The sequence below is a fragment of the Nonomuraea sp. WAC 01424 genome (assembly GCF_003947315.1).
GTDB classification, from domain to species: domain Bacteria; phylum Actinomycetota; class Actinomycetes; order Streptosporangiales; family Streptosporangiaceae; genus Nonomuraea; species Nonomuraea spiralis.
On the sequence record NZ_QHHZ01000005.1, the window covers coordinates 517,960 to 542,334 of the forward strand.

Below are 24,375 nucleotides of genomic sequence, written 5' to 3' on the forward strand. Positions count from 1 at the left end.
GCCAGGCGCCCCGGGCGGGACATGGCCACCGCCCGGGGTCCGGCGCGCGCTTCCGCAGATAGTTGTACGCGCATATAAGATGGTCCGCGTGACCAGGGATGACGGCGGCGCCGTTCGACCGGGCGTGCCTGTCAGGGGACGGGGGTCAGAGGTTCTCCTCGTCGCGTTCGGCCTGGGCGAGCAGGTCGCGCATGGCCGACTCGGCCGCCTCGGGCTCGCCCGCGCGCACGGCGTCGAGTACCGCGCGGTGGGTGGCCGAGAAGCCGGGACGCTCGCCGGTCGAGTGCACCAGCCGGTCACGGGCCGTCAGCGCCGCCGCGATCACGACCTCCAGGCATTCCAGCAGCTCGTTGTGGGAGGCGGCGAGCAGCAGGCGGTGGAAGGCGACGTCGGCCTCGGTGTGGGCCACCGGGTCGGCGGCCGTCGCGGCCATGTGCTCATACGCCTTCTCCAGCGCCGCGACGTCGTCGTCGGTACGCCGGGCCGCCGCCAGGCGCGCGCCCGCCGGCTCGACCACGGCCCGCACCTCGGCCAGGTCGCGCAGCATGTCGCTGTCGCCGCGCTGGGTGAAACGCCAGCGCAGCACGTCGGCGTCGAGCAGCGACCAGTCGCCGCGCGGCCGCACGTACGTGCCGCGCTTGGGCCGGGCGTCGACCAGCCCCTTGGCGGCCAGCGTCTTCAGCGCCTCCCTGACCACGGTATGACTGACCTGGTAGCGGCGGCCCAGCTCGGCGGGGTCGAGCTGGCCCGAGGCGCCGGGGTCCCCGGCGACGATCCGGCGGCCGAGATCTTCGACGACCTCACCATGCATGCCTCGCCGTGGATAGCTCACGCGGCCCCTCCCCTTCCCTGTCTCATCCGGTCCTGTTAAATCATATTTTATGAAAAGCCGTCCACGTGTCCGCCGGGGCGGAGCGCGTGCGGGAGGGGCAGGGAGGTCGGCTCGTCTTCCTTCCCGGTGCGGGACAACCAGGTTCCCATGCCGCGGACCCTCCTGCGGGGCCCTTGGTGGGGCCTGCGGGCGGTGGTACACAGTGCACATGGCAGAGATCATCCTGTTGCACTCCGCACAGGGCCTGCGACCGGGGGTGCTGGGGGCGGCGGAGGCGCTGCGCGAGGGCGGGCACGTGGTGCGCACGCCCGACTACTACGACGGCGAGGTCTTCGACGACCTCGAATCCGGGCTTCGCAAACGGGACACGATCGGCTTCGAGGAACTGGGACGCCGCTGGCGGGCGATCGGCGAGCAGGCCCGCGGGCCGGTCGTGTTCGCCGGGTTCTCGCTGGGAGGATTCGGGGCGCAGGTCCTGGCCGCCACGCATCCGCTGGCCCGGGGGGCGCTGCTCTATCACGGGTGCGCGGCGGTGCCGGAGGTGAGCGACCGGGGGTGGCCGGTAACGGTCCCGATGCAGCTCCACTACGCCGAGGGTGATCCGTGGGTGGACGCCGACGACGTGCGGAGTCTGCGTACGGAGCTGGGGCCGATATTCGCGTGCTTCATTTATCCGGGAAATGTGCACTTGTTCGCCGATCCCGATCTCCCCGGATACTCGGCGGAGTCGGCGTCGCTAATGTGGAAACGATCACGCGACTTTATTTCACTGGTTTAAGGCATTTTTCGGATATTTTGTACTTGGGTCTATCAAAAGGGGTGATCGTTACTTTATGATCGCAGCGGCCCATCAAGATCGACGGAAGGATCGCTCATGACGATCGAGATCAAGAAGGTCGAAGAAGTCGAGACCACCGGTAACAGCAACAGCTGCTGACCGCTTCGGGCCTCCCGCGGCGTGGCCAACCCCCGCGGGAGGCCCTGACTCGTCCGGGAGCATCCCCCATGCCCAGGATTCAGGTGAATCCGGCCTTTCCCCTGTTCATCGACGACGCCCGCGGGCGCGTACGGCTCGGTGACTTCCCCCCGACCGGCCTGATCCTCGACCCCGCGCCGCCGCCACTGCGGCGATTGCTGCGGCTGTGCGCCGAGACCCCCGTCGAGCAGCCCGACCTGTACGCCCTCCTCGACGACGTCACCCCCGCCGAGATCGACTCGGCCGTCGAGCAGTTGCGCGCGGCCCGTTTCCTCGTGACGGACGCCGACCTCGACGCGCTGGCCGCCGACGCGAGGTTGTCCAGGTTCGCCCTGTTCCTGGCCATGTTCCACCCGGCGGACCAGGCCGTGGCCACGCTCGGCGACCTGGCCGGCAAGCACGTGGCGGTGCTCGGCGCGGGCGCGATCGGCGGCCAGGTCGCCCTCCAGCTCGCCACCTCAGGCGTCGGCCGCCTGACCCTCCTGGACGACGACCGCGTCGAACTCGGCAACCTGCACCGCCAGCACCTCTACACCGTCCGCGACCTCGGCGAGCCCAAGACCGACGCGGCGGCCCGCAGGCTGCGCGAGCACTGCCCGGACGTGCGCGTCACCCGGGTCGAACGGCGCATCACCGGCCCCGACGACGTGGTCACCGACGCCGACCTCGTGGTCAACACCGTCGACACCCCGCAGCCGCACATCCGCCGCTGGGTGAACCGGGCCTGCGTACGGGCCGGCACGCCGTTCGTCACCGGCGGGTTCAACCAGCACGTCGGCCTGATCGGCCCGCTGGTCGTACCCGGCGGAACGGGCTGCCTGGCCTGCCAGGAGGCCGCCCTGGCCGAACGGTACGGCTCGGCCGTCCTGCCGGCGAGCGACAACCCCGGGCGTGCCATCCCGTCGTTCGGGCCGCTGTGCGGGATCGTCTCGGGCATGATCGCCGCCGAGGTGATCCGCTTCCTGACCGGCGCCGGCACCACGGCCGTCGAGGGCCGCGCCGTCTGGCTCGACCTGCTGACGCTGACCACCACGGCCTACGAGTTCGACCGCCTGGACGGCTGCGAGGTGTGCGCGTGACGGCCGGGCCGCTGCCGGACCTGTCGTACCTGAGCGTGGTGGCCGACGGCCCGGACGACTACGTGATCGGCAACGGCGAGACGTTCGTCAACGTGCCGGGTGTGGCGGCGGCCGTGGTCGAGGCGCTCGACGGCACCAGGACGGCCGCGCAGGCCCGCGCCCTGGTGCTGGCCGAGCGCGGCGTGGACGTGGACGTGGCCGAGTTCGTGACCGGGCTCGACGCCGCCGGGCTGCTCGGCCGGCCCATGCGCCCGCCCAACCTGTGGGACCGGATCCGGCCCGGCCACGTGGCCTGGCTGTTCTCCCGCCCGGCGCACGCCGCGCTGGCCGTGCTGACCGGCTGCGCCCTGGCCGCGGCGGTCGCCAGGCCGGACGTGCTGCCGTCCTTCGCCGCGCTGGTGTGGTCGGACAGCCTCGCCTTCACCGTCGCCTTCGCGGCCGGCTCGTGGCTGCTCGTGCTGGTCCACGAGCTCGGGCACATCGCGGCGGCCCGGTCCCTGGGCGTACGGGCCGAGTTGTCGCTCGGCACCCGGCTGCAGTTCCTCGTCGTGCAGACCAGGATCACCGGGATCTGGGGTGTGCCCAGACGCGCCAGGTACCGGGCCTATCTGGCCGGCATGCGGATGGACTGGTTCCTCGTCTGCGCCGCGGCGTGCGTCCTGTACGTCGCCGACGTGCCCGCGGCGCGGCTGGTCATGGTCATCTGCCTGTCGCAGATCGCCTGGCAGTTCCTGTTCTTCATGCGGACCGACGTCTACTACGCCTTCGCCAACGCCAGTGGGAACAAGAACCTCATGGCCGACGCGCAGGCGTACCTGCGGGCACGACGGCCCCGTACGGCGCGGCGCAGCGTACGGGTCTACGCCTGGTTCCTCGTCGTCGGGCGGGTGCTCGGGCTGGCCTTCTTCGCCCTCTACACGGTTCCGGTGACGGTCGCGGTGTGCCGCCGGGCCCTCGCGGAGCCGCCGGGCTGGCAGCCGGTCGCCACACTGGCCGTGGTGGGCGCCGGCTGGGCGCTCTACCTGGCGGTGCTCGCCCGCCGCCTGCTCACCTCGGCGCCCTGGCGTACCCGGCGGGCCTCCTGAGAGTGACCGGCCGCCGGGCGGCGAACCTCTAGCGGGCCGCGACCCAGGCGGCGGACGGGGAGTCCAGGGCCGGGTCGTGGGCGCGGGTCAGCAGGGACTGGGAAACGCCCGCCTTGAGGAGGGCCGCGATCCGCAGCACCGGGACCAGCGTGAGCGCGAACAGCACGCCCGCCAACGTGTTGAACACCACGAACGGCACGGCGCCGGTGCCCAGGCCGAGCAGGGCGGGCAGGCCGCCGTCCACGCCGGGGATGGCGGCGATCGCCCAGCCGTACAGCGGGAAGGTCAGCCCGAGCACGGTGCCCGCCCACCACACCGCCCCCAGGACGAAGGCGGCCAGCGAGACCGGGAACGTGATGATCGCGTGCAGCAGGTCCATCGCCGCCTGGCCGGAGGCCAGCGGGTTCATCATGCGGCGGAACGAACCCGCCCCCGCGGGGGCCTGCGCGTAGCGAGGGCGGGCGATCGGGTGGCCCAGGACGCCGGGGAGCGCGGCGCGCTCCAGGTCGGCGAAGTTACGGGCCATGGCGGCGGTGCCGGCCAGGACGGGCAGTCCGACGAAGGCGACCGCCGAGCCCAGGCCGGCCGAGACGCCGGCGGCGGCGAGGGTGAAGGAGGCGGCGGCCGTGGGGAGGCCGAGCAGGACGTATCGGGTGTCGGCGGCGACGCGGTGCCGGAGGGATGTCATGCCCATGACGTTACGGATCCGGCGCGGCATGATCGATCCTGGCCACGGCCCTGTCCATGGTAGGGCCAGCCCTACCGGAACCCTCGGTGCGCGCGGTCCAGCCGGAAGGCGTCGAGGCGGTCGAGGTCGAGCCGGCAGGAGGACAGCGGCTCGTCCGGGCAGGCGGTGAAGAAGCCGTCGGCGGTGTCCGGGCAGGGGTTGGCGAACCCGGTCACGCCCGCGCACGGCCGGCCCTGGTAGGCGGCCTCGTGATGCCAGTCGCTGACCGCGACGTACGTCATGAACTCGTACGCCCGCGCCACGCTCATGTGCCGCCACAGCGCGCGGGCCGGTCCCGGGCCGTCCCAGCGGGTGACGGAGAAGGCGGCGACGAGCACGGCGTCGAGGTCGTCCTGACCGGCCAGGGTCGCCGAGTACCACAGGTCGGCGCAGAGCAGCACGCGCAGGCGGCGGCCGGCCAGCTCGAACGCGCCGCCGGCCCGGCCGGGCACCACGCCCGAGCGGCGTTCGACGTCGTAGGGGTGGACCTTGTCGTACTCGGCCACCAGCGCGCCGGACGGGTCGATCACCGCGCCCCGGTTGACCAGGCCGGCCTCGGTGCGGTCGTAGTGGGAGCCGCCGGCGACCGTCGCGCCGGTGCCCGCGGCCAGGGCGGCGACCCGGGCCAGGTAATCGGCGCGCGGTAAGGAGGATCCGGCCAGCTCGGGCAGGAGCAGCACGCCCCCGCGTGCGGGCTCGCGGGCGGCCAGCTCCTCGATGGCGTCGAAGTTGGCGTGGCCGTCGGGGGACCAGGCGGGGGGTTGGACGAGGAGGACGTTCACCCCTCTACTGTGGCTGGTCCACGCGGATGACGGTCAGGTCCTCCGGGCGTACCGGCTCCCGGCAGCTCGCGCACACCGTGAGCGGCTCCAGGGGCTCGCCGCACGAATGGCGCCACACGGTGGGCGGCTCGCCCTCGGTGACGTACCGGTCGCCCCAGTCCATGAGGGCGAGCAGCACCGTGTGCAGGGCCTGGCCCGCCTCGGTGAGCACGTACTCGTGGCGCGGCGGGTGCCGTTCGTACGGCACCCGCTCCAGCAGGCCCACCTCGACCAGCTTGCGCAGGCGGGCGGTGAGGATGTCGCGGCTGGCGCCGGTGTTGCGGGCGATCTGGTCGAAGCGGCGCACCCCGAGCATGATCTCGCGCATCGCCAGCAGGCTCCACCGCTCGCCCACGACGGCCAGCGCGTTGGCGATCGAGCACTCTCTCGGGCGGGACACAGCGCCTCCGCTCAGGTAGGTCCGGATTTCCAACTTACCATCAGGCGGCCTGCCCCGGGATGGCGGCGAGCAGCTCGCGGGTGTAGTCGGCCCGCGGCGAGCCGAAGATCTCGGCCGTGGTGCCGCTCTCCACGATCCGGCCCGCCTGCATCACGTGCACCCGGTGGGAGATCATCCGTACGACGGCCAGGTCGTGGCTGATGAACAGGTAGCTGAGCCCGAGATCGCGTTGCAGCTCGGCGAGCAGCTCCAGGATCTGCGCCTGGACCAGCACGTCCAGGGCGGAGACGGCCTCGTCGAGCACGACCAGCTCGGGGGAGAGCGCCAGCGCCCGCGCGATGGCCACCCGCTGGCGCTGGCCGCCGGACAACTCGTGCGGCAGCCGTTCGGCCAGCGACGCGGGCAGGGACACCTTCTCCAGCAGCTCGGCCACGGTCCTCGCGCGTTCGGCCGGGGTGCCCACGCGGTGCACGCGCAGCGGCTCGGCGATCGACTTCTCCACCGTGTAGCGGGGGTCCAGCGAGGCGTACGGGTTCTGGAAGACCGGCTGCACCCGGCGGCGGAAGGCGAACAGCTCCCGCCGGCCGAGCGAGGTCAGGTCGGTGCCGTCGAACAGGATCCGGCCCGAGGTGATGCCGTCCAGGCCGAGCAGCAGGTTCGCGGTGGTCGACTTGCCCGAGCCGGACTCGCCCACGACCGACACGGTACGACCGCGCGGGATCGTGAAGGAGACCCCGTCCACCGCGGTGAACTCCCCGGCGCCGCCCCTGAGCGGGAACACCTTGCGCAGGTCCTCCACCACCAGCAGGTCGTCGGCCGGCTCCCCGGCCGGGGGCTCGGACACCCGTACCGACGACAGGCTCGGTACGGCCTTCAGCAGCCGCCGGGTGTACTCGTGCCGCGGGTCGGCCAGGATCTCGGCCGCCGGGCCCGTCTCCACGATCTGGCCCCGGTACATGACGGCCACCACGTCGGCCCGTTCGGCGGCCAGCGCCAGGTCGTGCGTGATGAGGAAGACGGCCGTGCCCATCTCGGCGGTGAGCTGTTCGAGCTGGTCGAGGATGCGCCGCTGGACGGTCACGTCCAGGGCCGAGGTCGGCTCGTCGGCGATGAGCAGCTTCGGCCGGCAGGCCAGGCCCATGGCGATGAGCGCCCGCTGCCGCATGCCGCCGGAGAACTCGTGCGGGTACTGCCCGGCCCGCCGCTCCGGGTCCGGGATGCCGACCATCTCCAGCAGCTCGGTCACCCGCGCCCGCGCGGACCTGCCCGCGGCGATGCCGTGCACCTCCAGCGCCTCGGCGATCTGGTCGCCGATGCGCATGAGCGGGTTGAGGTTGGACATCGGGTCCTGGGGCACCAGGCCGATGCCCGCGCCCCGGACGGCGGTCATCTCCCGCTCGCTCACCCCGGCCAGGTCGCGGCCGTCGAACAGCACCTGGCCGGTCGTGATGCGGCCGCCCGCGGGCAGCAGCCGGTTGACCGCGGCGGCGGTGGTGGACTTGCCCGAGCCCGACTCGTCCACCACGGCCACGGTCTGTCCCGGCATGATCTCCATGGAGACGTTCTGTACGACGGTGACGTCCTGCTTGCGGGTACGGAAGGCGACCGAGAGGTCGCGGATCTCCAGGAGCGGGGTCATGCGGTCCTCGATCGGTGGGTGATGGCCTGCAGCAGGCCGGTCCAGAGGGCGTCGGTGGGCGTCGGGGCGGCCTCGGTCAGCAGCCGGTTGCTCGCCAGCGCGATCGCGACGTCCCGGCCGGGGACGAACCCGACGGCGCAGCCGACGTAGCCGGGGTGGCCGAGCACGGTGACGGTCTCGTCCCGCAGGGTGAGCTCGTACGTGCGGAAGCCGAGCGCCTGGCCGGGGTCGGGGCCGGGGCGGAAGAACTCGCGGGCGACCTCGGGCCGCCACAGCCGGTCGTGCTCCTCGTAGCGGGACAGCGCGGTGGCCCAGCGCAGCAGGTCGGGCACGGTGGAGAACAGCCCGGCGTGGCCCGACACGCCGCCGAAGGCGTGGTAGGCGTTGCCGTCGGCGACTTCGCCGAGCACGGGCGCGTGCCGCCAGCCGGTGAAGCCGGCGCTGCGGAAGGGCACCGGGTAGGGCTCCGAGGTGTCCAGCATGCGCATCTCGACCCGGTCGTCCAGGGCGCTCATGGCGACCTCGGGCCCGGCGGGCCGCGCGTACGTCGTGTCCGCCAGGCCGAGCGGGCCGGTGACCAGTTCGGCCACCGCCCGCTCCAGCGACGTGCCGGTGACGGCCTCCACCACCCGGCCGAGCAGGATGAAGCCCAGGTCGGAGTAGTGCCGTTCGCGGCCTGGCCGGTAGCGCGGCGCGGGCACGTGCGGGTCGAGGTACATCGGCCACCACTCCCACAACCCGGCCCGGTGCAGGAGCAGGTCGCGCACGGTGACGTCCTCGGGGCAACCCGCCGCCAGGTACGCCCGCGCCCGCCCGTCCAGATCCACCAGGCGGTCGGAGACCAGCCGGATGAGGGCCGTCGTGGTGGCCATGACCTTGGTGACCGAGGCCAGGTCGTGCCACGTGCCGAGCGTCATGGGCGCCTCGCCGGCGCGTACGCCGTCCGCCCACCGCACGGTGCGGTGGCCGGTGCACTCGGTCAGCTCGAACCACGGCGTACGAGCCGCCCGTACCAGCCCGGCGGGCCCGTCGGGGCCTGCCGGGGCGGCAGCGGCGCCGGGGGCCGGGGTCATCGGCGCAGCACCAGCGAGCGGGGCGGGGCGGGCAGCGGCGCGGGCAGGACGAGCGGGTCCGCGCCCGGTGTGAGCGTGCCGAGCACGCGGGCGGCCCGCGCGCCCGTCCCGCCGGGGGCCGTGCCGGGCAGGCCGTGGGCGGTCAGCCAGCCGATGAGCGCGAAGGCGATGGCCTCCTTGTCGTCGGCCGGGGCGCCCAGCTCGTCGGAGAGCGACACCCGCACGCCCGGCAGGGCGGCACGCAGGCCGTCCATGATCACCGGGTTGCGGCAACCGCCGCCGGAGGCGACGAGCACGTCCACGCCCGCCGCGGCGACGTCCCTGGCGACCGTACGGACCGTCAGCTCGGTCAGCGTCGCCACCAGGTCGGCGTCGGAGGGCCCGGTGCCCGCCCTGGCGACGGCCTCCTCGACGTAGGCCAGGTGGAACAGCTCCTTGCCGGTGCTCTTCGGCGCCGGCAGGCCGTAGTACGGCTCGTCCAGCAGCACGGCCAGCAGGAGCTCGTCCACCTGGCCGGAGGCCGCGATCCGGCCGTCCTCGTCGTACCCGCGCGGGTTCAGGCCCCGGGCGGACACGACGGCGTCGACGAGGGCGTTGGCGGGGCCGATGTCGTAGGCGCTCAGGCTCGCGCCGCGCACGACGGTCATGTTGGAGATGCCGCCCAGGTTGAGCGCCGCCGCGCCGCCCTCGTGCCCGCCCAGCAGCAGGCCGTCCAGCACGGAGACCAGCGGGGCGCCGTGCCCGCCCGCGGTGATGTCGCGGATGCGCACGTCCGACAACACGGGCGCGCCGGTGCGCTCGGCGATCCAGGCGGGCTGGCCGATCTGCAGGGTGCCGCGTGCGTGCGTGCCCTCCACCCAGTGGAACACCGTCTGGCCGTGGGAGACGATCAGGTCCACGGGCCCGGCCTGCTCGACCGCGGCCTCGGCGGCCTCGGCGAAGCACTGGCCGATGAGCGTGTCGAGCACGCACACCTCGGCCAGCGTCACCGGCGCGGGCGGCAGCGCCGCCACCAGCCGGGCGCGCAGCTCGTCCGGGTACGGGGTGCTCGCGGTGTGCAGCACGCGGCCGGTCAGGACGTCGCCCCCGTCGCCGGACCCGAGGTCGAAGTCGACCACGGCCACGTCGATGCCGTCGTGCGAGGTGCCGGAGATCATGCCGAGGACTCTCATGCCGACTCTCCCAGGGCCGCGCGCAGCCGTCCGCCGCTGCGTGCCAGCATCGCCGCGGCCTCCTGCGGCCCGAGCCCGAGCCGGGCGCCGAGCACGGCCTGCTTGACGTTGAAATCGTGCTGGTCGAGCACCCGTTCCGCCTCCTCGCGGTCCACTCCTGCGATCGTGCGCACGATCCTGATCGCCCGCTCGCGCAGCTTGCCGTTGCTGGCCTTGACGTCGACCATGAGGTTCCCGTACGTCTTGCCGAGCCGCACCATGACGATGGTCGAGAACATGTTGAGCACGAGCTTCTGCGCCGTGCCCGCCTTGAGCCTGGTCGAGCCGCTGACCACCTCGGGGCCGACCAGCACCTCGATCGCGTGCTCGGCGGCCTCGCTGAGCGGGGTGCCCGGGTTGCACGACAGGCCGACCGTCAGCGCGCCGCGCTCGCGGGCCCGCCGCACGGCGCCCAGCACGTACGGCGTGCGCCCGCTGGAGGCGATGCCCACCAGCGTGTCCAGCGGTCCGATACCGGCCGCGTCCACGGCGGCCGCGCCGGCCCCGGCGTCGTCCTCGGCCCCCTCGCACGGGTGCACGATCGCCCGCTCGCCGCCGGCGATGATGGCGAAGACCTGCTCGGGCGGGGTGCTGAAGGTGGGCGGGCACTCGGAGGCGTCCAGCACGCCGAGCCTGCCGGGCGTCCCGGCGCCCACGTAGACCAGCCGGCCGCCGGCCCGTACGAGCTCGGCGGCGGCCTCGATGGCCCGGGTGATCTGCGGCAGCGCCGCCGCGACCGCGCCGGGGACGGTGGCGTCGGCCGTGTTCATGGTCTCCGCGAGCTCGGCCACGCTCATGGTGTCGATGCCCGCGAAGCGCGGGTCGGCCGATTCCGTGGTCAGTTCTGAGAGGTTCACCGCTTGCCTCGGGTTCTGGGGTCGAGAGTGTCACGAAGGCCGTCGCCGAGCAGGTTCAGGCCCACCACCAGCAGGACGACGACCGCGCCGGGCGCGATCAGCGTCCAGGGGGCGATGAAGACCAGGCTGCGCGCCTCGAAGATCATCGAGCCCAGGGACGGGGCGGGCGGCGGCGTGCCCAGGCCGAGGAAGCTCAGCGACGCCTCGGTCAGCACCGCCCACGACAACGACAGCGCCACCTGGATGACGATGATCGAGGTGATGTTGGGCAGCACGTGCCTGAACATGATCTGCCAGCGGCTCTGGCCGGTGGAGACCGCGGCCTTGACGTACTCGATCTCCCTGAGCGAGAGCACCGGGCCGCGCGTGACACGGATGAAGATGGGGACGTACACGATCGCGATGGCGACGGCCACCGTGAACCAGTTGCGGTCCAGCACCGAGGCCAGCGAGAGCGCGAGCAGCAGCGGCGGGAACGCGAACAACACGTTCGTCACGCCGCCGATGGCGCCGTCGGCGAAGCCGCGGTAGAAGCCGGACACCAGACCGCCCAGCGTGCCGACCACGGTGGCGAAGGCCACCGCGACCACCGCGATGAGCGCCGAGTTGCCGACCCCGGCCGCCACCCTGGAGAAGACGTCCCGGCCGAACTGGTCGGTGCCGAACAGGTGCGCGCCCGACGGTGACAGGAACCGCTGGGGCGGGTTCTGCGCGATCGGGTCGTAGGGGAGCAGCCCGGCGTACGACAGCGCCGCCAGCACGGCCAGGACCAGCAGCACGATCGTGCCCGCCAGCATGGCGGGGCTCCTGCGCAGCGCGGTCACGACGCCCTCACCCGCGGGTCGATGATCCGGTACAGCGCGTCGGTCAGCAGGTTGACCAGCACGAACGCCAGCGCGATGACCAGGACCGTGCTCTGCACGACCGCGTACTCCTTCTGCTGGATGCCGAGCAGCACCTGCCGGCCCACGCCGGGCACGGAGAAGATCTGCTCGACCACGACCGCGCCGCCGAGCAGGTAGCCGAACTGCAGCCCGGTCATCGTCACGATCGGCACCAGCGCGTTGCCGAGCACGTGCCTGACCTGCAACCGGCGCGGCGGCACGCCCTTGGCGCGGGCGGTGCGCACGAAGTCCTCCGAGCGCACCTCCAGCACCGCCGTACGGGTGGTGCGCAGGATCGGCGCGGCGATGCCGAAGCCGAGCACGAGCGAGGGCAGGAACATCTGCTGAAGGTTCAGCAGCGGGTTCTCGGCGAGCGAGGCGAAGCCCTGGCCGTTGGGGTTGAAGCCGAACGACGCCGCGAAGACCGACAGCAGCGTCGTGGCCAGCAGGAACGCCGGGACCGACAACCCGGCCAGGCTCACGACCTGGCCGAAGGCGTCCCGCGGCGAGTTCGTCCTGGACGCCGACAACATGCCGAGCGGCACGCCCAGCAGCAGCGCCAGCACGATCGAGAACACCGCCAGCTCGAACGTCACCGGCAGCGAGTGCAGCGTCATCTCCAGCACGCTCTGCTGCGAGCGCGCCGAGTAGCCGAAGTTGCCCGTGAGCATGTTGCCCAGCCAGGAGAAGAACTGCGTGACCGGCGACTGGTCCAGCCCGTAGTACTGCTCCAGGGCCGCGCGCTGCGCCGGGGTGAGCGCGGCGGCCTCCGTGCCGAGCCCGGCCGTGATCTGGTCGCCGGGGATCGCCCGGAGCATGACGAAGACGAACACGGCCACCCCGAACAGGGTGCCGATCGTCGCGGCCACGCGCCGGACGGCCCGGTTGGCGAGGATCCGGCGCATCAGCCGACGGACGTCGTACGCAGGTACTGCAGTGATCCGCTGACCATCGGTACGAACCCGGACACGTTGGACGTGGTGCCGGTGTAGGTGTAGCTGGTGAACAGCCAGATCCAGGGCGCGTTGGCCTCAAGCTCGGCCGAGACCTTCTCGTAGATCGCCTTGCGGGCGGCCGGGTCGGTCGTGGCCTTGCCCTCGGCGAACAGCTTGTCCAGCTCCGGCGAGCTGTACCCGGCGACCTTGTTCAGGTTGCCCTTGCTGGTGAAGTAGCGGCCGTAGGAGCCGTCGGGGTCGGGACGCCCGCCGTTGAGCGCGACGGCCGCGTCGAAGTCGGCCGCCACCCAGCGGTCCACGAACGCGCCCGACTCCAGCACCTCCAGGTCCAGGTTGATCTTCGCCTCGGCGAGCTGCGCCTTGAGGTTCTGGGCCTCGTTGACCGAGGTGGCGTACTCGCCCTGGGAGACGATGGCCTTGACGGTCAGGCCGCCGGACTTGCCCGCCTTGCCCAGGTACTCGGCGGCCTTGGCCAGGTCGCGCTGCGGGCAGGGACGCTTGGCCGGGTCGGACTTGAAGGCCGGGGCGGTGATCGGCCCGGTCACCTCGCCCTCGCCGAGCGCGGCGGTGTCGAGCACCTGCTTGCGGTCGATCGCGCACTGGATCGCCAGGCGCACGTTGACGTCCTTGAGGTCGCCGTGCTGGGCGTTGAGCTGGAGGGCGTGGTAGCTGAGCTGCGGCGTCTTGGTGACGGTGATCGTGCCGCCGCCCTGCGCGGTCTGGGCGACCAGCGGGTCGTTGAAGACCGCGAGCTGCACGTTGCCCGACTGCATGGCCGAGACGATGGACGACTCGTCGGGGATCACCCGGAACTCGACGCTTGCCACCTTCGGCTTCTCGGCGCCCCAGTACTTGTCGTTCCTGGCCAGCGTCAGCGACTGGCTCGGGACACGCTTGCCCAGGGTGAACGGGCCGGTGCCGTTGGGGGTGGCGTTGAGCTTCTCCTCGGTGTCGTCGGAGGAGAGCATGGCCATGTTGACGGTGGCCAGGTTCGCCGGCAGCGCGGCGTCGGGCCCGGTCAGCTCCAGCACGACCGTGTTCTCGTCGGGGGCCTCGACGGACTTCACCGAGGCGAGCGACGCCCGCGCCACGGCGGCCGTCTTCTCGTCCATGATCTTCTCCAGGGACGCCTTGACGTCCTTGGAGTCGAAGGCGCTGCCGTCGCCGAACGTCACGCCCTTGCGGAGCGTGAGGGTCAGCTTCTTGCCGTCCTCGGAGGCCTGCCAGGACTCGGCCAGGCCCGGCACGACGTTCAGGTCCTTGTCGAACTCGGTGAGCGTGCCGTAGATGTTCTGCAGCACGTTCACGGCCGTGAACTGGGTGGCCTTCCACGGGAAGAGCGTGTCCGGGTCGGAGGTCACGCCGACGACGAGCGGTCCGCCGGACTTGCCCGTTTCACCGGTGCTGGTCGCGGGCCCGGAGGATGATGAGCAACTGGTCAGGGCGATGGACAGCACAGCGGCGGCGCCGATCGCGGAGAGCGCGCCACGGGGCATGTGGTCTCCTCAGGGCAGTAGGTCATAAAATTACGCAGACCCTACCACTCAGGTACTAACTTTCCTCAACAGGGATGGATGACGCATGGTGGAAGACGACGGCAGCCTGTTGATCCGCATCCGGGCCGCCATGCCCGCACTGCGGCCCTCGGAAAGGCGCATCGCCGAGACGTTCACCGGCGACCCGGCCGCCGCCGCCAACCTGTCGATCGCCGAACTGGCCGCCCGCTGCGAGACCTCGACCACCTCGGTCGTGCGCTTCTACCAGCGCATGGGCTACGCCCACTTCAAGGACTTCCGGATCGCCCTGACCAGGGCCGCCGCCCGGGAGGAGCTGACCACGTCGAGCCTGCCGGAGGTGTCGGGCGACATCGACCGCCACGACAGCCTGGAGGGCATCGTCTCCAAGGTGGCGACGAACGAGACCCTGTCCATCGCCGACACCGCCCGCTCCCTCGACATGGACGCCCTGGCCCGCGCGGTCTCGCTGCTGCTGTCCGCGCGCCGGATCGACACCTTCGGCGTGGGCGCCAGCGCCCTGGTCGGCCTCGACCTGCAGCAGAAGCTCTCGCGCATCGGGCGTACCGCGATCAACTGGCACGACTCCCACTCCGCCTGGACGTCGGCGGCCACGCTCGACGCCTCCTGCGTGACCGTCGCGGTCTCCCACACCGGCGCCACGGTGGACACCGTCGAGTTCCTGGCCATCGCCCGCCGGTCGGGCGCGGCCACGGTGGCGATCACGAACTTCCGCGACTCGCCGCTGGCCGGCGCCGCCGACGTGACGCTGACGACGGCCGCCCGCGAGACGCAGTTCCGCTCGGGCGCCCTCGGCAGCCGTATCGCCCAGCTCATGGTCGTCGACTGCCTGTTCACCGGCGTCGCCCAGGCCAGCTACGACGAGTCGATGGCGGCCCTGCGCAACACGTACGCGGTCGTGCACGAACGGACCGTGCACAAACGGGGGTGATGTTCACAGGCCGGATTCACCTGCGGTTCACGGGGTCTGTCTAGCTTGAGGGCGCATGAGCTGGAGGTACAAGGCCAACGCGACGCTCGAAGGGCTGACGGGCTACACACTGAGCCGGCGGCTGCGCAGGGAGACGCCCAAACCGCCCCCCAAGGTGCCGCTGGAACTGCAACGGCTGCCGGGGGACGCGGTCAGAGGGCCGGTGGACGGGGTTCACGACCGCTTGCTGCGTGAGCCCGTCTTCCTGCTGTCGTCGGTCCGGTCGGGATCGACCCTGCTGCGGGTCATGCTGAACAGCCACTCGCGGGTGCACTCGCCCATCGAGACGCATTTCCGCCGGATGACCGTCGGCCTGCCCACCGAGCCCGTACGGCAGGCCGCGCAACTGCTCGGCCACACCCACAGCGACCTGGAACACCTGGTCTGGGACCGGCTGCTGCACCGGGAGCTGGGCCGCAGCGGCAAGCCGATCCTGGTGGAGAAGACGCCGAGCAACGTTTTCGCCTGGCGGCGCATCGCCACCTGCTGGCCGGACGCCAGGTTCGTGTTCCTGCTGCGGCACCCGGCCTCCATCACGCAGTCCTGGCACGAGGCCGATCCCGGGCGGCGGCCCATGGAGGAGGCCGTACCGCGCACGCTGAGCTACATGACCTACCTCCAGGAGGCCCGTACGCATCTGACCGGGCTGACCCTGCGCTACGAGGACCTGGTCGCCCGCCCCGAGGACGAGCTGCGCCGGGTGTGCGCGTTCCTCGGCGTGCCGTGGGAGCCCGCGATGCTGGAGTACGGCGCCCAGGACCACGGCGCGTTCGTCAAGGGCATCGGCGACTGGCGGGACAAGATCCGCGCGGGCACGGTCGTCGAGGCGCGCCCGCTGCCCACCCCGGAGGAGGTGCCCGCCGAACTGCACGAGATCTGCCGGTTGTGGGGATACGGCCCCTTCGCGTAGCCGGGTCGGCGCGAGAGTTCGCCTCGCGTTCGCCGTGCGTTCCGGCACGGGCTCGATAGGTTGCCCCCGTGATCACCGGGCCCTCGCGCCGCGCCATGCTCGCCGGAACCCTCGCCTCCCTCGCCGTGCCCGCGCCTGCCGCTGAGGCGGAGGTGGAGGTGGAGGCCGCCGGGCTCCCGCACCGGCCCAACGTCGTCGTCATCCTGGCCGACGACCTGGGCTGGGGCGAGATCGGCAGCCAGGGGCAGCGCCTGATCCACACCCCGAACCTGGACCGGCTGGCCCGGGAGGGGGTGCGCTTCACGACGGCGTACTCGGGCGCGCCGCTGTGCGCGCCCTCGCGCTGCGCCCTGCGCACCGGCCTGCACGCCGGGCACGGCACGGTCCGCGAGAACCCCGAGGGCGGCGAGCAGCGCGCGCTGACGGCCGCCGACCTCACCTTCGCCGAACTGCTCCGGCTCGCCGGCTACCGGACGGCCTGCATCGGCAAGTGGGGCTTCGGGCCCGACCGGGCCGGCCAGGACTCCCATCCCAACGCCCGCGGCTTCGACGAGTTCTTCGGCTACATCGGGCACAAGCACGCCCACCAGTACTATCCCCGCTACCTGTGGCACAACGGCAGGAAGGTCTGGCTCGACGGCCGCTCGTACGCGCCCGACCTGTTCCGCGAGCGGGCGGCCGACTTCATCAGGCGGCGCGGCCGGGCGCCCTTCCTGCTCTACCTCGCCGACATCCTGCCCCACTCGCCGAGCGTGGTCCCCGGCGACGCGGGCCGCTACCGCGACGAGCCCTGGAGCGGCCCCAACCGCCGGCACGCCGCGCAGGTCTCCCGCCTGGACGCCGACGTCGCCGCCCTCGTGCGCACGCTGCGCGCGGAGGGCGTCGCCCGTTCCACGCTCGTGCTGTTCACCAGCGACAACGGCCCCCACAGCGAGAAGGGCGTGACGCCGGAGCTGTTCGACTCCAACGGCCCGCTGCGCGGCGACAAACGCGACCTGTACGAAGGCGGCATCCGCGTCCCGCTGATCGCCTGGTCGCCCGCGCTGCGCCCGCGCGTGGAGGAGCAACCGGTGGCCTCCTGGGACGTGCTGCCCACGCTGGCGGACCTGGCCGGGATCCCGGTCCCGGCCCACCTGGACGCCCGCTCCTTCCGCGGCCTGCTCACCGGGACCGGCGCGCCCGCCCACGACCACCTGGTGTGGAACCGGCCGCGCAAGATCCAGGCGATCCGGCGCGGCCGGTGGAAGGCGATCAGGTTCGCCCCGCACATCGCCGCCGCCGGGCCCGGCGGCCGGACCGAGCTGTACGACCTGGCCGCCGACCCCGCCGAACGCCACGACCTGGCCGCCGTACGGCCCGCCCTGGCGGGGGAGCTGCTGGCCCTGCTCGACCGGGAGATCGGGGCCGATCCGCGGACCCCGTACGGGCTGCGGGCACGCGTACGGGACGGGCGGCTCGTCGTGACCCTGCGCAACGGTTCGGGCGTGCCCTGGCACGACGTGCGCCTCGGCGTACGGGCGCCCCACCGGCACGAGGCCCCGCCGGTCGCCCGCGTGGACCCCGGGACGGCCGCCGAGGCGACCTTCCCCCTGCCCGCTGCAGGCCCGGTCACCGTACGGGCCCGCTTCCGGGCGGAGGGCCGCCCGCACACCTTCACAGTGGTCCGCGGCGGCCTGACCAGCAGAGAAGTCTCACTTTGACGGCACGTGAATCTAGTGACAAAAAGTGATGACACGGCTACTTTAGGTTGACATTCTGCTGGCGAGGCATCGTCTACCAGGAGAGACACCACATGCAGCTGATCACTCGTGCCGACTGGCACGCGAAGAAGCCCAGCACCAGCTACACGCGCCTGGCCTCCACGAAAGGCGTCAAGATCCACTACACCGGCGGCAAGGTGCCCGCCGACCTGCCCGACGCCGACAACCACGAAAAATGTGTCGACCTGGTGAGGGACATCCAGCGTATGCACATGTCCGGCGGGCGCGGCGAGACCTACATCGACGTCGGCTACAACATGGTGTGCTGCCCGCACCGGCGCACCTTCATGGGCCGCGGTCCCCACGTCCTGCCCGCCGCCAACGGCCCCGGGCTCAACTCCGGCCACTACGCCGTGCTCGCCCTGCTCGGCAACACCGGCTTCACCGAGCCCAACGACGACCTGCTCAACGCCCTAGTCGACGCCATCGAGTACCTGCGCGAGCACGGCGACGCCGGCCACGAGGTCAAGGGCCACCGGGACGGCTACGACACCGACTGCCCCGGCGACCCTCTCTACCACTGGGTACGAGGAGGCGCCGAACGCCCCTAGACCAGCCGGCCCACGTGCGCCAGCGCCTGCTTCAGCAACACTCCCTGCCCGCCGGTCATCTCCTGCTGCACCGCCGGCGAGGCCGCCTCCTCCGGGGTGAACCAGACCAGGTCCAGCGCGTCCTGCCGGGGCCGGCAGTCACCGGCGACGGGCACGATGTAGGCCAGGGACACCGCGTGCTGCCGCGGATCGTGGTACGGCGTGACACCCGGCGTCGGGAAGTACTCGGCGACGGTGAAGGGCTGCGGTGAGATGGGGATGCGGGGAAGGGCCACGGGACCGAGGTCCTTCTCCAGGTGGCGCAGCAGCGCGTCGCGGATGCGCTCGTGCAGCAGCACCCGCCCCGAGACCAGCGCCCGGCTGACCGTCCCGTCCGCCGCGATCCGCAGCAGCAGGCCCACGCGGGTCACCACGCCGGTCTCGTCCACCCGCACCGGCACGGCGTCGATGTAGAGGATCGGCAACTGGCCGCGCACCGATTCGAGCTCTTCGGGGGCCAGCCATCCAGGCGCGGTTTCGGTCTTTTCGGTCATCTGCCGATCGTATGCCCCCGGCCGTCCTCGGCGCCGTACGCCCCACCGGCCGGTCACGTACCGGCGGGCCCGGCGCGGCCGGGTCCGCCGGGGCGCTCAGCCGCGTCTGGGTGGCCGGCCGCGGCCCGCGAACCACGACGCCGTGCAGATGACCAGCACGATGCCCATGAACGGCAGGTATTCGGCGATTCTTCTCATCTGAGATCACGCTCCGCTCTCGACGTGGCGAGCCGCGCGAGTTGCGGCTCGACGGTGTACCGGGGGTCCTCGCCCGAGGCGATCCCGGCGTGGAAGATCCCGAACCGGGTGCACGCCGACCCGGCCAGCAGGGCCGCGCCCGCGGCCATCGCCGCGACCCGGCTGCGGCGGCCGAGGGCCTGCCCGAGCAGGGCGCCCGTCACCGACAGCGCCATGCCCGCCTTGAGCAGGCGGCTGCGCCGCAGCGGCTCGGCGGTCATGCCCATGCGGCGCCGCATGCGGAACGTCGCCGCGCACTCCAGGGCAGTGCCCGCCAGCGCCACCCGGCGGGCCGGGCCCGCCTGCGCGACCGGGGCGGCCAGCATGCCCAGCCCGCCCGCCGAGGCGGCGGCCGAGCCGGCGAACAGGAACGGCATCTCCCTGAACCCGTCGTGCCAGGCCGGTACGGCGGTGTCGCAGATCAGCGCGGCGGTGTAGGTCGCCAGCGCGGGCCCGGCCAGCCCGGCGCCCACGGTCGCGGCCCGGCCCAGCCGGGGGAACAGCCCGGTCAGCTCGGTCGCCGCCGCCGTCGCGGCCTGCGGCCCGTACGCGGTCAGGATCCAGGTGCCGACGCTCATCGGCGAGGTCACCTTGAACACACGCAACATGTTCAGGAAGCGCGACGGCTTGCCCAGGTCGTGGATCAGCGCGTACAGCGAGCCGCCGACCGCGCCCAGGGCGGCGACCTTGGCGGCCCGGGCCAGCGCCGGCCGTCCGGTCAGCTCGGCGGCGGCGGCCAGCGTGGAGGAGGCGCCGGCCAGGCCGCCGAGGAACAGGTAGCCGGCGATGTCGTGGTCGCTCCAGGGTGTCCGGTTCAGGACCGGCAGGCCGTAGTAGGAGCCGGCGTCCCGCTCGCCCGGCCGCAGGGAACGGCTGCCGCGGCCCGCCGAGCCCGGCGTCGCCTCGCGCTCGGTGCGCAGGTCGGGTGCGTCGTCCAGGCGAACGTCGGTCTGGCTGCTCATCTGCCCCTCCTCCAGGCCGCCACGGCGATCCCGGCCAGCAGGGCCAGCGCCGCCGCTCCCGCGTGCCGCCACATCGACGGCAGGTCCGCCGTCGTCACCACGGGATCGGGCGGCAGGCCGTAGACCTGCGGCTCGTCCAGCAGCAGGAAGAGCGCGCCGGTGCCGCCCACGCCGTCGGCGGGGTCGTGGCCGTACAGGCGGGCCGAGGACGTGCCCGCCGCGCGCACCTGCTCCAGGCGGCGGGCGGCGCGCTCGCGCAGCTCGGCCAGCTCGCCGAACTGGATGGAGTCCGTCGGGCACGTCTTGGCGCAGGCCGGCTCCTGGCCGACCTCCAGCCGGTCGTAGCACATCGTGCACTTGGCCGCCGTGCCGCTCGCCTCGCGCCGCCCGATCACCCCGAAGGGGCAGGCGGGCACGCAGTAGCCGCAGCCGTTGCAGATGTCCTCCTGGACGACGACCGTGCCGTACTCGGTGCGGAACAGCGAGCCGGTCGGGCAGACGTCGAGGCAGGCCGCGTGCGTGCAGTGCTTGCACACGTCGGAGGCCATCAGCCAGCGGAAGTCCAGGTCACGGGCGCCGGTCTCCTGGTGGCCCAGCGGCTTGCGCTGCTCGACGAACGCGACGTGCCGCCAGGTGTCGGCGCCGAGCCCGACGGAGTTGTCGTAGGACATGCCGGTGAAGGACAACCCGTCCTCCGGCACGGCGTTCCACTCCTTGCAGGCCACCTCGCACGCCTTGCACCCGATGCAGATGCTGGTGTCGGTGAAGAAGCCCATGCGCGGGGGCGGGTCGGCGTACCCGGCGTCGAGCGGCGCCCGATCGAGGTCGAAGGCCACGGCTCACACCTCCGTTCCGGTGTGCTCGGTCACGCCCGCCCGCCGCCGGTAGCTCAGCACCAGCTCCGGCAGGGCCGGGCCGCGCGGCCGGCGCCCGGGGCGGATGTCGGCCGACAGGGCCTTGACCTCCTGGATGTGGGAGTTGGGGTCCAGCGAGATCGAGACCAGCTCGTTGGCCGCGTCGCCCCTGGCCAGCCCGTTGGGCCCGAAGTGGAAGGGCAACCCGATCTGGTGGATGACCTTGCCGTTCAGGTGCAGCGGCGCGATCCGGTCGGTGACCAGCACACGCGCCTCGATGGCGCTGCGCGCGGTGATGACCGTGGCCCACTCGCCGTGCACGAGCCCGCGCTCGGCGGCCAGCTCCGGCGAGACCTCGCAGAACATCTCCGGCTGCAACTCGGCCAGGTACGGCGTGTGCCTGCTCATGCCGCCCGCCGTGAAGTGCTCGGTCAGCCGGTAGGTGGTCACCACGTACGGGTAGACCGAGGCGCCCGGCTCCTCGCCGCTCGGCTGGTACCGGTTGTCCTCGTGCCGGTAGAGCTTGCGGGCGGGATTGCGCTGGTGTCCGTACAGCGGGTTGGCCACGGGGGAGTCCTGCGGCTCGAAATGGCTGGGCAGCGGGCCGTCCACCACCCCGGAGGGGGCGAACAGCCAGCCCTTGCCGTCGGACTGCATGATGAACGGATCGATGCCCGACAACGCCGCCGGCCCCTGCGCCCCCGGCTCGGGACGGTAGGACGGCGGCTTGTCCTCCTCGAAGTCCGGCACGTCGTGGCCGGTCCAGCGGCCGGCGGACTCGTCCCACCAGACGAGCCTCTTGCGTTCGCTCCACGGACGTCCGTCGGGCGCGGCCGAGGCCCGGTTGTAGAGCACCCGCCGGTTGGCGGGCCAGGCCCAGGCCCACTCGGCGGCGACCCAGTCCTGTTCGGCGGCCGGTTTGCGGCGGGCGGCCCGGTTGACGCCGCCGGCGTACACGCCGCAGTAGATCCAGCAGCCGCACACCGTCGAGCCGTCGTCCTTGAGCTGGCTGTAGGCGTCGAGCGGCCGGCCCTCGGCGTCCCAGCCGTTGATCTCGGCGAGCACCGCCTCGGCGACCGGCTCGGCGCTCTCGCCCTCGACCGGGTAGTCCCACGTGAGGTCGAGCAGGGGCCGGTCCATCGGGTCGGCGGAACCGGCCAGCTTCCGCCGGATGATCCGGCCGAGGTGGTACATGAACCACAGGTCGCTGCGCGCGTCGCCCTCCGGCTCGACGGCCCGGTGGTGCCACTGCAGCCAGCGGTTGGTGTTGGTGAAGCTGCCGCTCTTCTCGGTGTGGGCCGCGGCGGGGAAGAAGAACACCTCGGTGCCGATCTCGGAGGTGGTCAGCTCGCCGGTCTCGATCTCCGGGCCGTCCTTCCACCAGGTGGCGCTCTCGATCATGTTGAGGTCGCGCACCACCAGCCAGTCGAGCTCGGCCATGCCGAGGCGCTGCATCCGGGCGTTGGCCGACCCCACGGCCGGGTTCTCGCCGAGCAGCAGGTAGCCCTTGCACGTGCCGTCGAGCTGCGCCAGCACCGTGTCGTACGTGCTGTGGGAGCCGGTCAGGCGGGGCAGGTAGTCGAAGTGGAAGTCGTTGTCGCGCGTCGCGGACGGCCCCCACCACGCCTTGAGCAGGCTCACCAGGTAGGCGGGCATGTTCGCCCAGAAGCCGCGGCACGGCGAGTCGGCGCGCAGGAAGTCGCGCATGCGCTCGTGCTCGTGCGCGTGCGGCATCGGGATGTAGCCGGGCAGCAGGTTGAACAGCGTCGGGATGTCGCTGGAGCCCTGGATACTGGCGTGCCCGCGCAGCGCCTGGATGCCGCCGCCGGGCCGGCCGATGTTGCCGAGCAGGAGCTGCAGGATGCCGGCCGTACGGATGAACTGGGCGCCGTCGCTGTGCTGGGTCCAGCCCACCGCGTAGACGAACTCGGCGGTCCTGTCCGGGCCGGAGTTCTCCGTCAGGTGGCGGCACACCTGGGCGAACAGCTCCGGCGGCACCCCGCACACCCGCTGCACCATCTCCGGCGTGTAGCGGGCGAAGTGGCGGCGCAGGACCTGCAGCACGCAGCGCGGGTGCCGCAGCGTCTCGTCCCGTACCGGCTCGCCGTGCAGCGGGACGCCGGTGCCGCCCTGCACCTCGGCGCGGCCGGGCGGCATGGTGCCCGCCGGGCGGTCGTAGTGCTCGTCCCGCCCGCCGGAGGCCGCGACCGTGCGCATGCCCTCGTACTGCCAGGTGTCGTCGTCGTAGTCGCGGGTCTCGGGGTCGAAGCCGGAGAACAGGCCGTCGAGGTCCTCGGCGTCGCGGTAGTCCTCGCGCAGGATGGTCGAGGCGTTGGTGTAGTGCAGGACGTAGTCGCGGAAGAACAGCTCGTTCTCCAGTACGTGGTTGACGATCGCGCCGAGGAAGGCGACGTCCGAGCCCACCCTGATCGGCACGTGCAGGTCGGCCAGCGCGCTCGTACGGGTGAACCGCGGGTCCACGTGGATGACCACCGCGCCGCGCGCCTTGGCCTCCATCACCCACTGGAACCCGACCGGATGCGCCTCGGCGAAGTTCGACCCCTGGATCAGCACGCAGTCGGAGTGCTGCAGATCCTGGAGGAACGTCGTGGCCCCGCCGCGCCCGAACGACGTGCCGAGGCCCACCACGGTCGAGCTGTGGCACACCCGCGCCTGGTTCTCGATCTGCACCACGCCGAGCGCCGTGAACAGCTTCTTGATGAGGTAGTTCTCCTCGTTGTCCAGCGTCGCGCCGCCCAGGCTGGCCACGCCCATCGTGCGGGCCACCCGGCGGCCGGCGTTCTCCCACTCCCAGGTCGCCCGCCGGGTCTCGATGATCCGGTCGGCCACCATCTCCATGGCGGCGTCCAGGTCGAGCTCCTGCCAGTCGGCGGCGTGCGGCGGGCGGTAGAGCACCTTGCGCAGCCGGCCGGAGCCGGTGGTGAGCTGGAGGCTGGAGGCCCCCTTCGGGCACAGCCGGCCCCTGCTGATCGGGGAGTCGGGGTCGCCCTCGATCTGCACGACCTTCTCGTCCCGGACGTAGACGTTCTGGGCGCAGCCCACCGCGCAGTACGGGCACACCGACTTGACCACCCGGTCGGCGGCGGCCGTACGGGCCGGTCGGGAGCCCGTACGCGGGGACTTCGCCGCGGCGGCCCGCCCGAGCCTGTCCTTGCCCGTGAGCTGCCGCAGCAGCGGCCAGGAGAACTCCATGCCGCTCACGCCCCCGCCTGGCGCATGCGCCGGTCGCGCCAGGCCCGCTCGCGCATCCAGGCGTGCACGTCGCCGCGCTCGACCGGCCCGACCTCGCGCGGGTTGACCAGTTGCTGCGTGCGCCCGGCCAGCAGGCCCGGCCGTCCCCGGCGGCGCGCGACGGCGTCGCTCCCGTCGGCCGGCACGCCCATCGCGATCAGGTACGCGCGCCCCGGCGGCACGCCCAGCAACCTGGCGATCTCGGCGTAGTCCAGCCCCTGCGACAGCAGCCGCAGCACCTGCTCCTTGCTCGGCATCGTTCCCCCCGGCG

23 protein-coding genes are annotated in these 24,375 nt (G+C 72.5%); 7 read left to right on the plus strand and 16 right to left on the minus strand.

What is annotated here, in order from left to right; all coding sequences use genetic code 11:
- Positions 1-145: 145 nt before the first annotated feature.
- Positions 146-832, minus strand: coding sequence for a FadR/GntR family transcriptional regulator (locus DMB42_RS17325; protein WP_260477750.1), 687 nt, complete (start codon positions 830-832; stop codon positions 146-148).
- Positions 833-1,040: 208 nt separating this feature from the next.
- Between DMB42_RS17325 and DMB42_RS17330 the strand changes: the two genes are divergently transcribed.
- From DMB42_RS17330 to DMB42_RS17340, 3 genes are all read left to right on the plus strand, one after another.
- Complete coding sequence (locus tag DMB42_RS17330; protein ID WP_185844699.1) at positions 1,041-1,610, plus strand: dienelactone hydrolase family protein; 570 nt, start codon at positions 1,041-1,043, stop codon at positions 1,608-1,610.
- 227 nt (positions 1,611-1,837) lie between these two features.
- Positions 1,838-2,887: a TOMM precursor leader peptide-binding protein gene (locus DMB42_RS17335; RefSeq protein ID WP_125635687.1), complete on the plus strand. Its 1,050-nt coding sequence runs from the start codon at positions 1,838-1,840 to the stop codon at positions 2,885-2,887.
- Positions 2,884-3,972: a hypothetical protein gene (locus tag DMB42_RS17340; protein WP_125635689.1), complete on the plus strand. Its 1,089-nt coding sequence runs from the start codon at positions 2,884-2,886 to the stop codon at positions 3,970-3,972. Before DMB42_RS17335 ends, DMB42_RS17340 begins: the two co-directional genes overlap by 4 nt.
- A gap of 28 nt (positions 3,973-4,000) precedes the next feature.
- Here DMB42_RS17340 and DMB42_RS17345 read toward each other — a convergent pair whose 3' ends face one another.
- The 10 genes from DMB42_RS17345 to DMB42_RS17390 form a co-directional block, all read right to left on the minus strand.
- The gene (locus DMB42_RS17345) at positions 4,001-4,660 is read right to left on the minus strand and encodes a sensor domain-containing protein (RefSeq protein WP_185844700.1); all 660 of its coding nucleotides are present in this window, start codon (positions 4,658-4,660) and stop codon (positions 4,001-4,003) included.
- Between the two features lie 71 nt (positions 4,661-4,731).
- Entirely contained in the window at positions 4,732-5,481 is a 750-nt protein-coding gene (locus DMB42_RS17350; protein WP_125635693.1) for a carbon-nitrogen hydrolase family protein, read from the minus strand.
- A gap of 4 nt (positions 5,482-5,485) precedes the next feature.
- Positions 5,486-5,920: a helix-turn-helix domain-containing protein gene (locus DMB42_RS17355; protein ID WP_125635695.1), complete on the minus strand. Its 435-nt coding sequence runs from the start codon at positions 5,918-5,920 to the stop codon at positions 5,486-5,488.
- Between the two features lie 40 nt (positions 5,921-5,960).
- On the minus strand, positions 5,961-7,559 hold the full coding sequence (locus DMB42_RS17360; RefSeq protein WP_125635697.1) for an ABC transporter ATP-binding protein: 1,599 nt from the start codon (positions 7,557-7,559) through the stop codon (positions 5,961-5,963).
- On the minus strand, positions 7,556-8,632 hold the full coding sequence (locus DMB42_RS17365; protein WP_125635699.1) for a serine hydrolase: 1,077 nt from the start codon (positions 8,630-8,632) through the stop codon (positions 7,556-7,558). The genes DMB42_RS17360 and DMB42_RS17365 overlap by 4 nt, the downstream gene beginning before the upstream one ends.
- Positions 8,629-9,804 (minus strand): anhydro-N-acetylmuramic acid kinase, encoded by a 1,176-nt coding sequence (locus DMB42_RS17370; RefSeq protein ID WP_125635701.1) that lies wholly within the window; start codon positions 9,802-9,804, stop codon positions 8,629-8,631. The genes DMB42_RS17365 and DMB42_RS17370 overlap by 4 nt, the downstream gene beginning before the upstream one ends.
- Entirely contained in the window at positions 9,801-10,700 is a 900-nt protein-coding gene (murQ, locus tag DMB42_RS17375; RefSeq protein ID WP_125635703.1) for an N-acetylmuramic acid 6-phosphate etherase, read from the minus strand. Before murQ ends, DMB42_RS17370 begins: the two co-directional genes overlap by 4 nt.
- Entirely contained in the window at positions 10,697-11,524 is an 828-nt protein-coding gene (locus DMB42_RS17380) for an ABC transporter permease (RefSeq protein WP_125635705.1), read from the minus strand. The genes murQ and DMB42_RS17380 overlap by 4 nt, the downstream gene beginning before the upstream one ends.
- Entirely contained in the window at positions 11,521-12,489 is a 969-nt protein-coding gene (locus tag DMB42_RS17385; RefSeq protein ID WP_125635707.1) for an ABC transporter permease, read from the minus strand. The genes DMB42_RS17380 and DMB42_RS17385 overlap by 4 nt, the downstream gene beginning before the upstream one ends.
- Entirely contained in the window at positions 12,489-14,036 is a 1,548-nt protein-coding gene (locus tag DMB42_RS17390) for an ABC transporter substrate-binding protein (protein ID WP_125635709.1), read from the minus strand. The genes DMB42_RS17385 and DMB42_RS17390 overlap by 1 nt, the downstream gene beginning before the upstream one ends.
- A gap of 85 nt (positions 14,037-14,121) precedes the next feature.
- Here DMB42_RS17390 and DMB42_RS17395 point away from each other — a divergent pair, with 85 nt between their 5' ends.
- The 4 genes from DMB42_RS17395 to DMB42_RS17410 all read left to right on the plus strand — a co-directional run bounded on the left by DMB42_RS17395 (position 14,122) and on the right by DMB42_RS17410 (position 18,266).
- Positions 14,122-15,006, plus strand: a complete 885-nt coding sequence (locus tag DMB42_RS17395) for a MurR/RpiR family transcriptional regulator (protein ID WP_125635711.1) — start codon at positions 14,122-14,124, stop codon at positions 15,004-15,006.
- A 55-nt stretch (positions 15,007-15,061) separates the two neighbouring features.
- Positions 15,062-15,955: a sulfotransferase gene (locus DMB42_RS17400; RefSeq protein ID WP_125635713.1), complete on the plus strand. Its 894-nt coding sequence runs from the start codon at positions 15,062-15,064 to the stop codon at positions 15,953-15,955.
- Between the two features lie 68 nt (positions 15,956-16,023).
- Positions 16,024-17,655: an arylsulfatase gene (locus tag DMB42_RS17405; protein ID WP_221762190.1), complete on the plus strand. Its 1,632-nt coding sequence runs from the start codon at positions 16,024-16,026 to the stop codon at positions 17,653-17,655.
- Between the two features lie 92 nt (positions 17,656-17,747).
- Entirely contained in the window at positions 17,748-18,266 is a 519-nt protein-coding gene (locus DMB42_RS17410) for a peptidoglycan recognition family protein (protein WP_125635715.1), read from the plus strand.
- Here the strand turns inward: DMB42_RS17410 and DMB42_RS17415 are convergent.
- From DMB42_RS17415 to DMB42_RS17435, 5 genes are all read right to left on the minus strand, one after another.
- Positions 18,263-18,799 (minus strand): NUDIX hydrolase family protein, encoded by a 537-nt coding sequence (locus DMB42_RS17415; RefSeq protein ID WP_125635717.1) that lies wholly within the window; start codon positions 18,797-18,799, stop codon positions 18,263-18,265. The two genes, DMB42_RS17410 and DMB42_RS17415, sit on opposite strands and share 4 nt — an antisense overlap.
- A gap of 194 nt (positions 18,800-18,993) precedes the next feature.
- Entirely contained in the window at positions 18,994-19,998 is a 1,005-nt protein-coding gene (gene nrfD, locus DMB42_RS17420; RefSeq protein ID WP_125635719.1) for an NrfD/PsrC family molybdoenzyme membrane anchor subunit, read from the minus strand.
- Positions 19,995-20,774: a 4Fe-4S dicluster domain-containing protein gene (locus DMB42_RS17425; protein WP_125635883.1), complete on the minus strand. Its 780-nt coding sequence runs from the start codon at positions 20,772-20,774 to the stop codon at positions 19,995-19,997. Before DMB42_RS17425 ends, nrfD begins: the two co-directional genes overlap by 4 nt.
- Before the next feature lie 63 nt (positions 20,775-20,837).
- Positions 20,838-24,065, minus strand: a complete 3,228-nt coding sequence (gene fdh / locus DMB42_RS17430) for a formate dehydrogenase (RefSeq protein WP_125635885.1) — start codon at positions 24,063-24,065, stop codon at positions 20,838-20,840.
- A 5-nt stretch (positions 24,066-24,070) separates the two neighbouring features.
- Positions 24,071-24,361 carry a hypothetical protein gene (locus tag DMB42_RS17435; RefSeq protein WP_125635720.1) on the minus strand — a complete coding sequence of 97 codons (291 nt, stop codon included), beginning with the start codon at positions 24,359-24,361 and terminating at the stop codon, positions 24,071-24,073.
- Positions 24,362-24,375: the final 14 nt, after the last annotated feature.

What these genes read in the sequence shown, in the direction of transcription:
- DMB42_RS17330 (WP_185844699.1), top strand. Translation starts at nt 1,041, where the DNA reads ATGGCAGAGATCATCCTGTTGCACTCCGCACAGGGCCTGCGACCGGGG.
- DMB42_RS17335 (WP_125635687.1), top strand. Translation starts at nt 1,838, where the DNA reads ATGCCCAGGATTCAGGTGAATCCGGCCTTTCCCCTGTTCATCGACGAC.
- DMB42_RS17345 (WP_185844700.1), bottom strand. Translation starts at nt 4,660, where the DNA reads ATGACATCCCTCCGGCACCGCGTCGCCGCCGACACCCGATACGTCCTG.
- DMB42_RS17360 (WP_125635697.1), bottom strand. Translation starts at nt 7,559, where the DNA reads ATGACCCCGCTCCTGGAGATCCGCGACCTCTCGGTCGCCTTCCGTACC.
- DMB42_RS17365 (WP_125635699.1), bottom strand. Translation starts at nt 8,632, where the DNA reads ATGACCCCGGCCCCCGGCGCCGCTGCCGCCCCGGCAGGCCCCGACGGG.
- DMB42_RS17370 (WP_125635701.1), bottom strand. Translation starts at nt 9,804, where the DNA reads ATGAGAGTCCTCGGCATGATCTCCGGCACCTCGCACGACGGCATCGAC.
- DMB42_RS17385 (WP_125635707.1), bottom strand. Translation starts at nt 12,489, where the DNA reads ATGCGCCGGATCCTCGCCAACCGGGCCGTCCGGCGCGTGGCCGCGACG.
- DMB42_RS17390 (WP_125635709.1), bottom strand. Translation starts at nt 14,036, where the DNA reads ATGCCCCGTGGCGCGCTCTCCGCGATCGGCGCCGCCGCTGTGCTGTCC.
- DMB42_RS17395 (WP_125635711.1), top strand. Translation starts at nt 14,122, where the DNA reads ATGGTGGAAGACGACGGCAGCCTGTTGATCCGCATCCGGGCCGCCATG.
- DMB42_RS17400 (WP_125635713.1), top strand. Translation starts at nt 15,062, where the DNA reads ATGAGCTGGAGGTACAAGGCCAACGCGACGCTCGAAGGGCTGACGGGC.
- DMB42_RS17410 (WP_125635715.1), top strand. Translation starts at nt 17,748, where the DNA reads ATGCAGCTGATCACTCGTGCCGACTGGCACGCGAAGAAGCCCAGCACC.
- DMB42_RS17415 (WP_125635717.1), bottom strand. Translation starts at nt 18,799, where the DNA reads ATGACCGAAAAGACCGAAACCGCGCCTGGATGGCTGGCCCCCGAAGAG.
- nrfD (WP_125635719.1), bottom strand. Translation starts at nt 19,998, where the DNA reads ATGAGCAGCCAGACCGACGTTCGCCTGGACGACGCACCCGACCTGCGC.
- DMB42_RS17425 (WP_125635883.1), bottom strand. Translation starts at nt 20,774, where the DNA reads ATGGGCTTCTTCACCGACACCAGCATCTGCATCGGGTGCAAGGCGTGC.
- fdh (WP_125635885.1), bottom strand. Translation starts at nt 24,065, where the DNA reads ATGGAGTTCTCCTGGCCGCTGCTGCGGCAGCTCACGGGCAAGGACAGG.
- DMB42_RS17435 (WP_125635720.1), bottom strand. Translation starts at nt 24,361, where the DNA reads ATGCCGAGCAAGGAGCAGGTGCTGCGGCTGCTGTCGCAGGGGCTGGAC.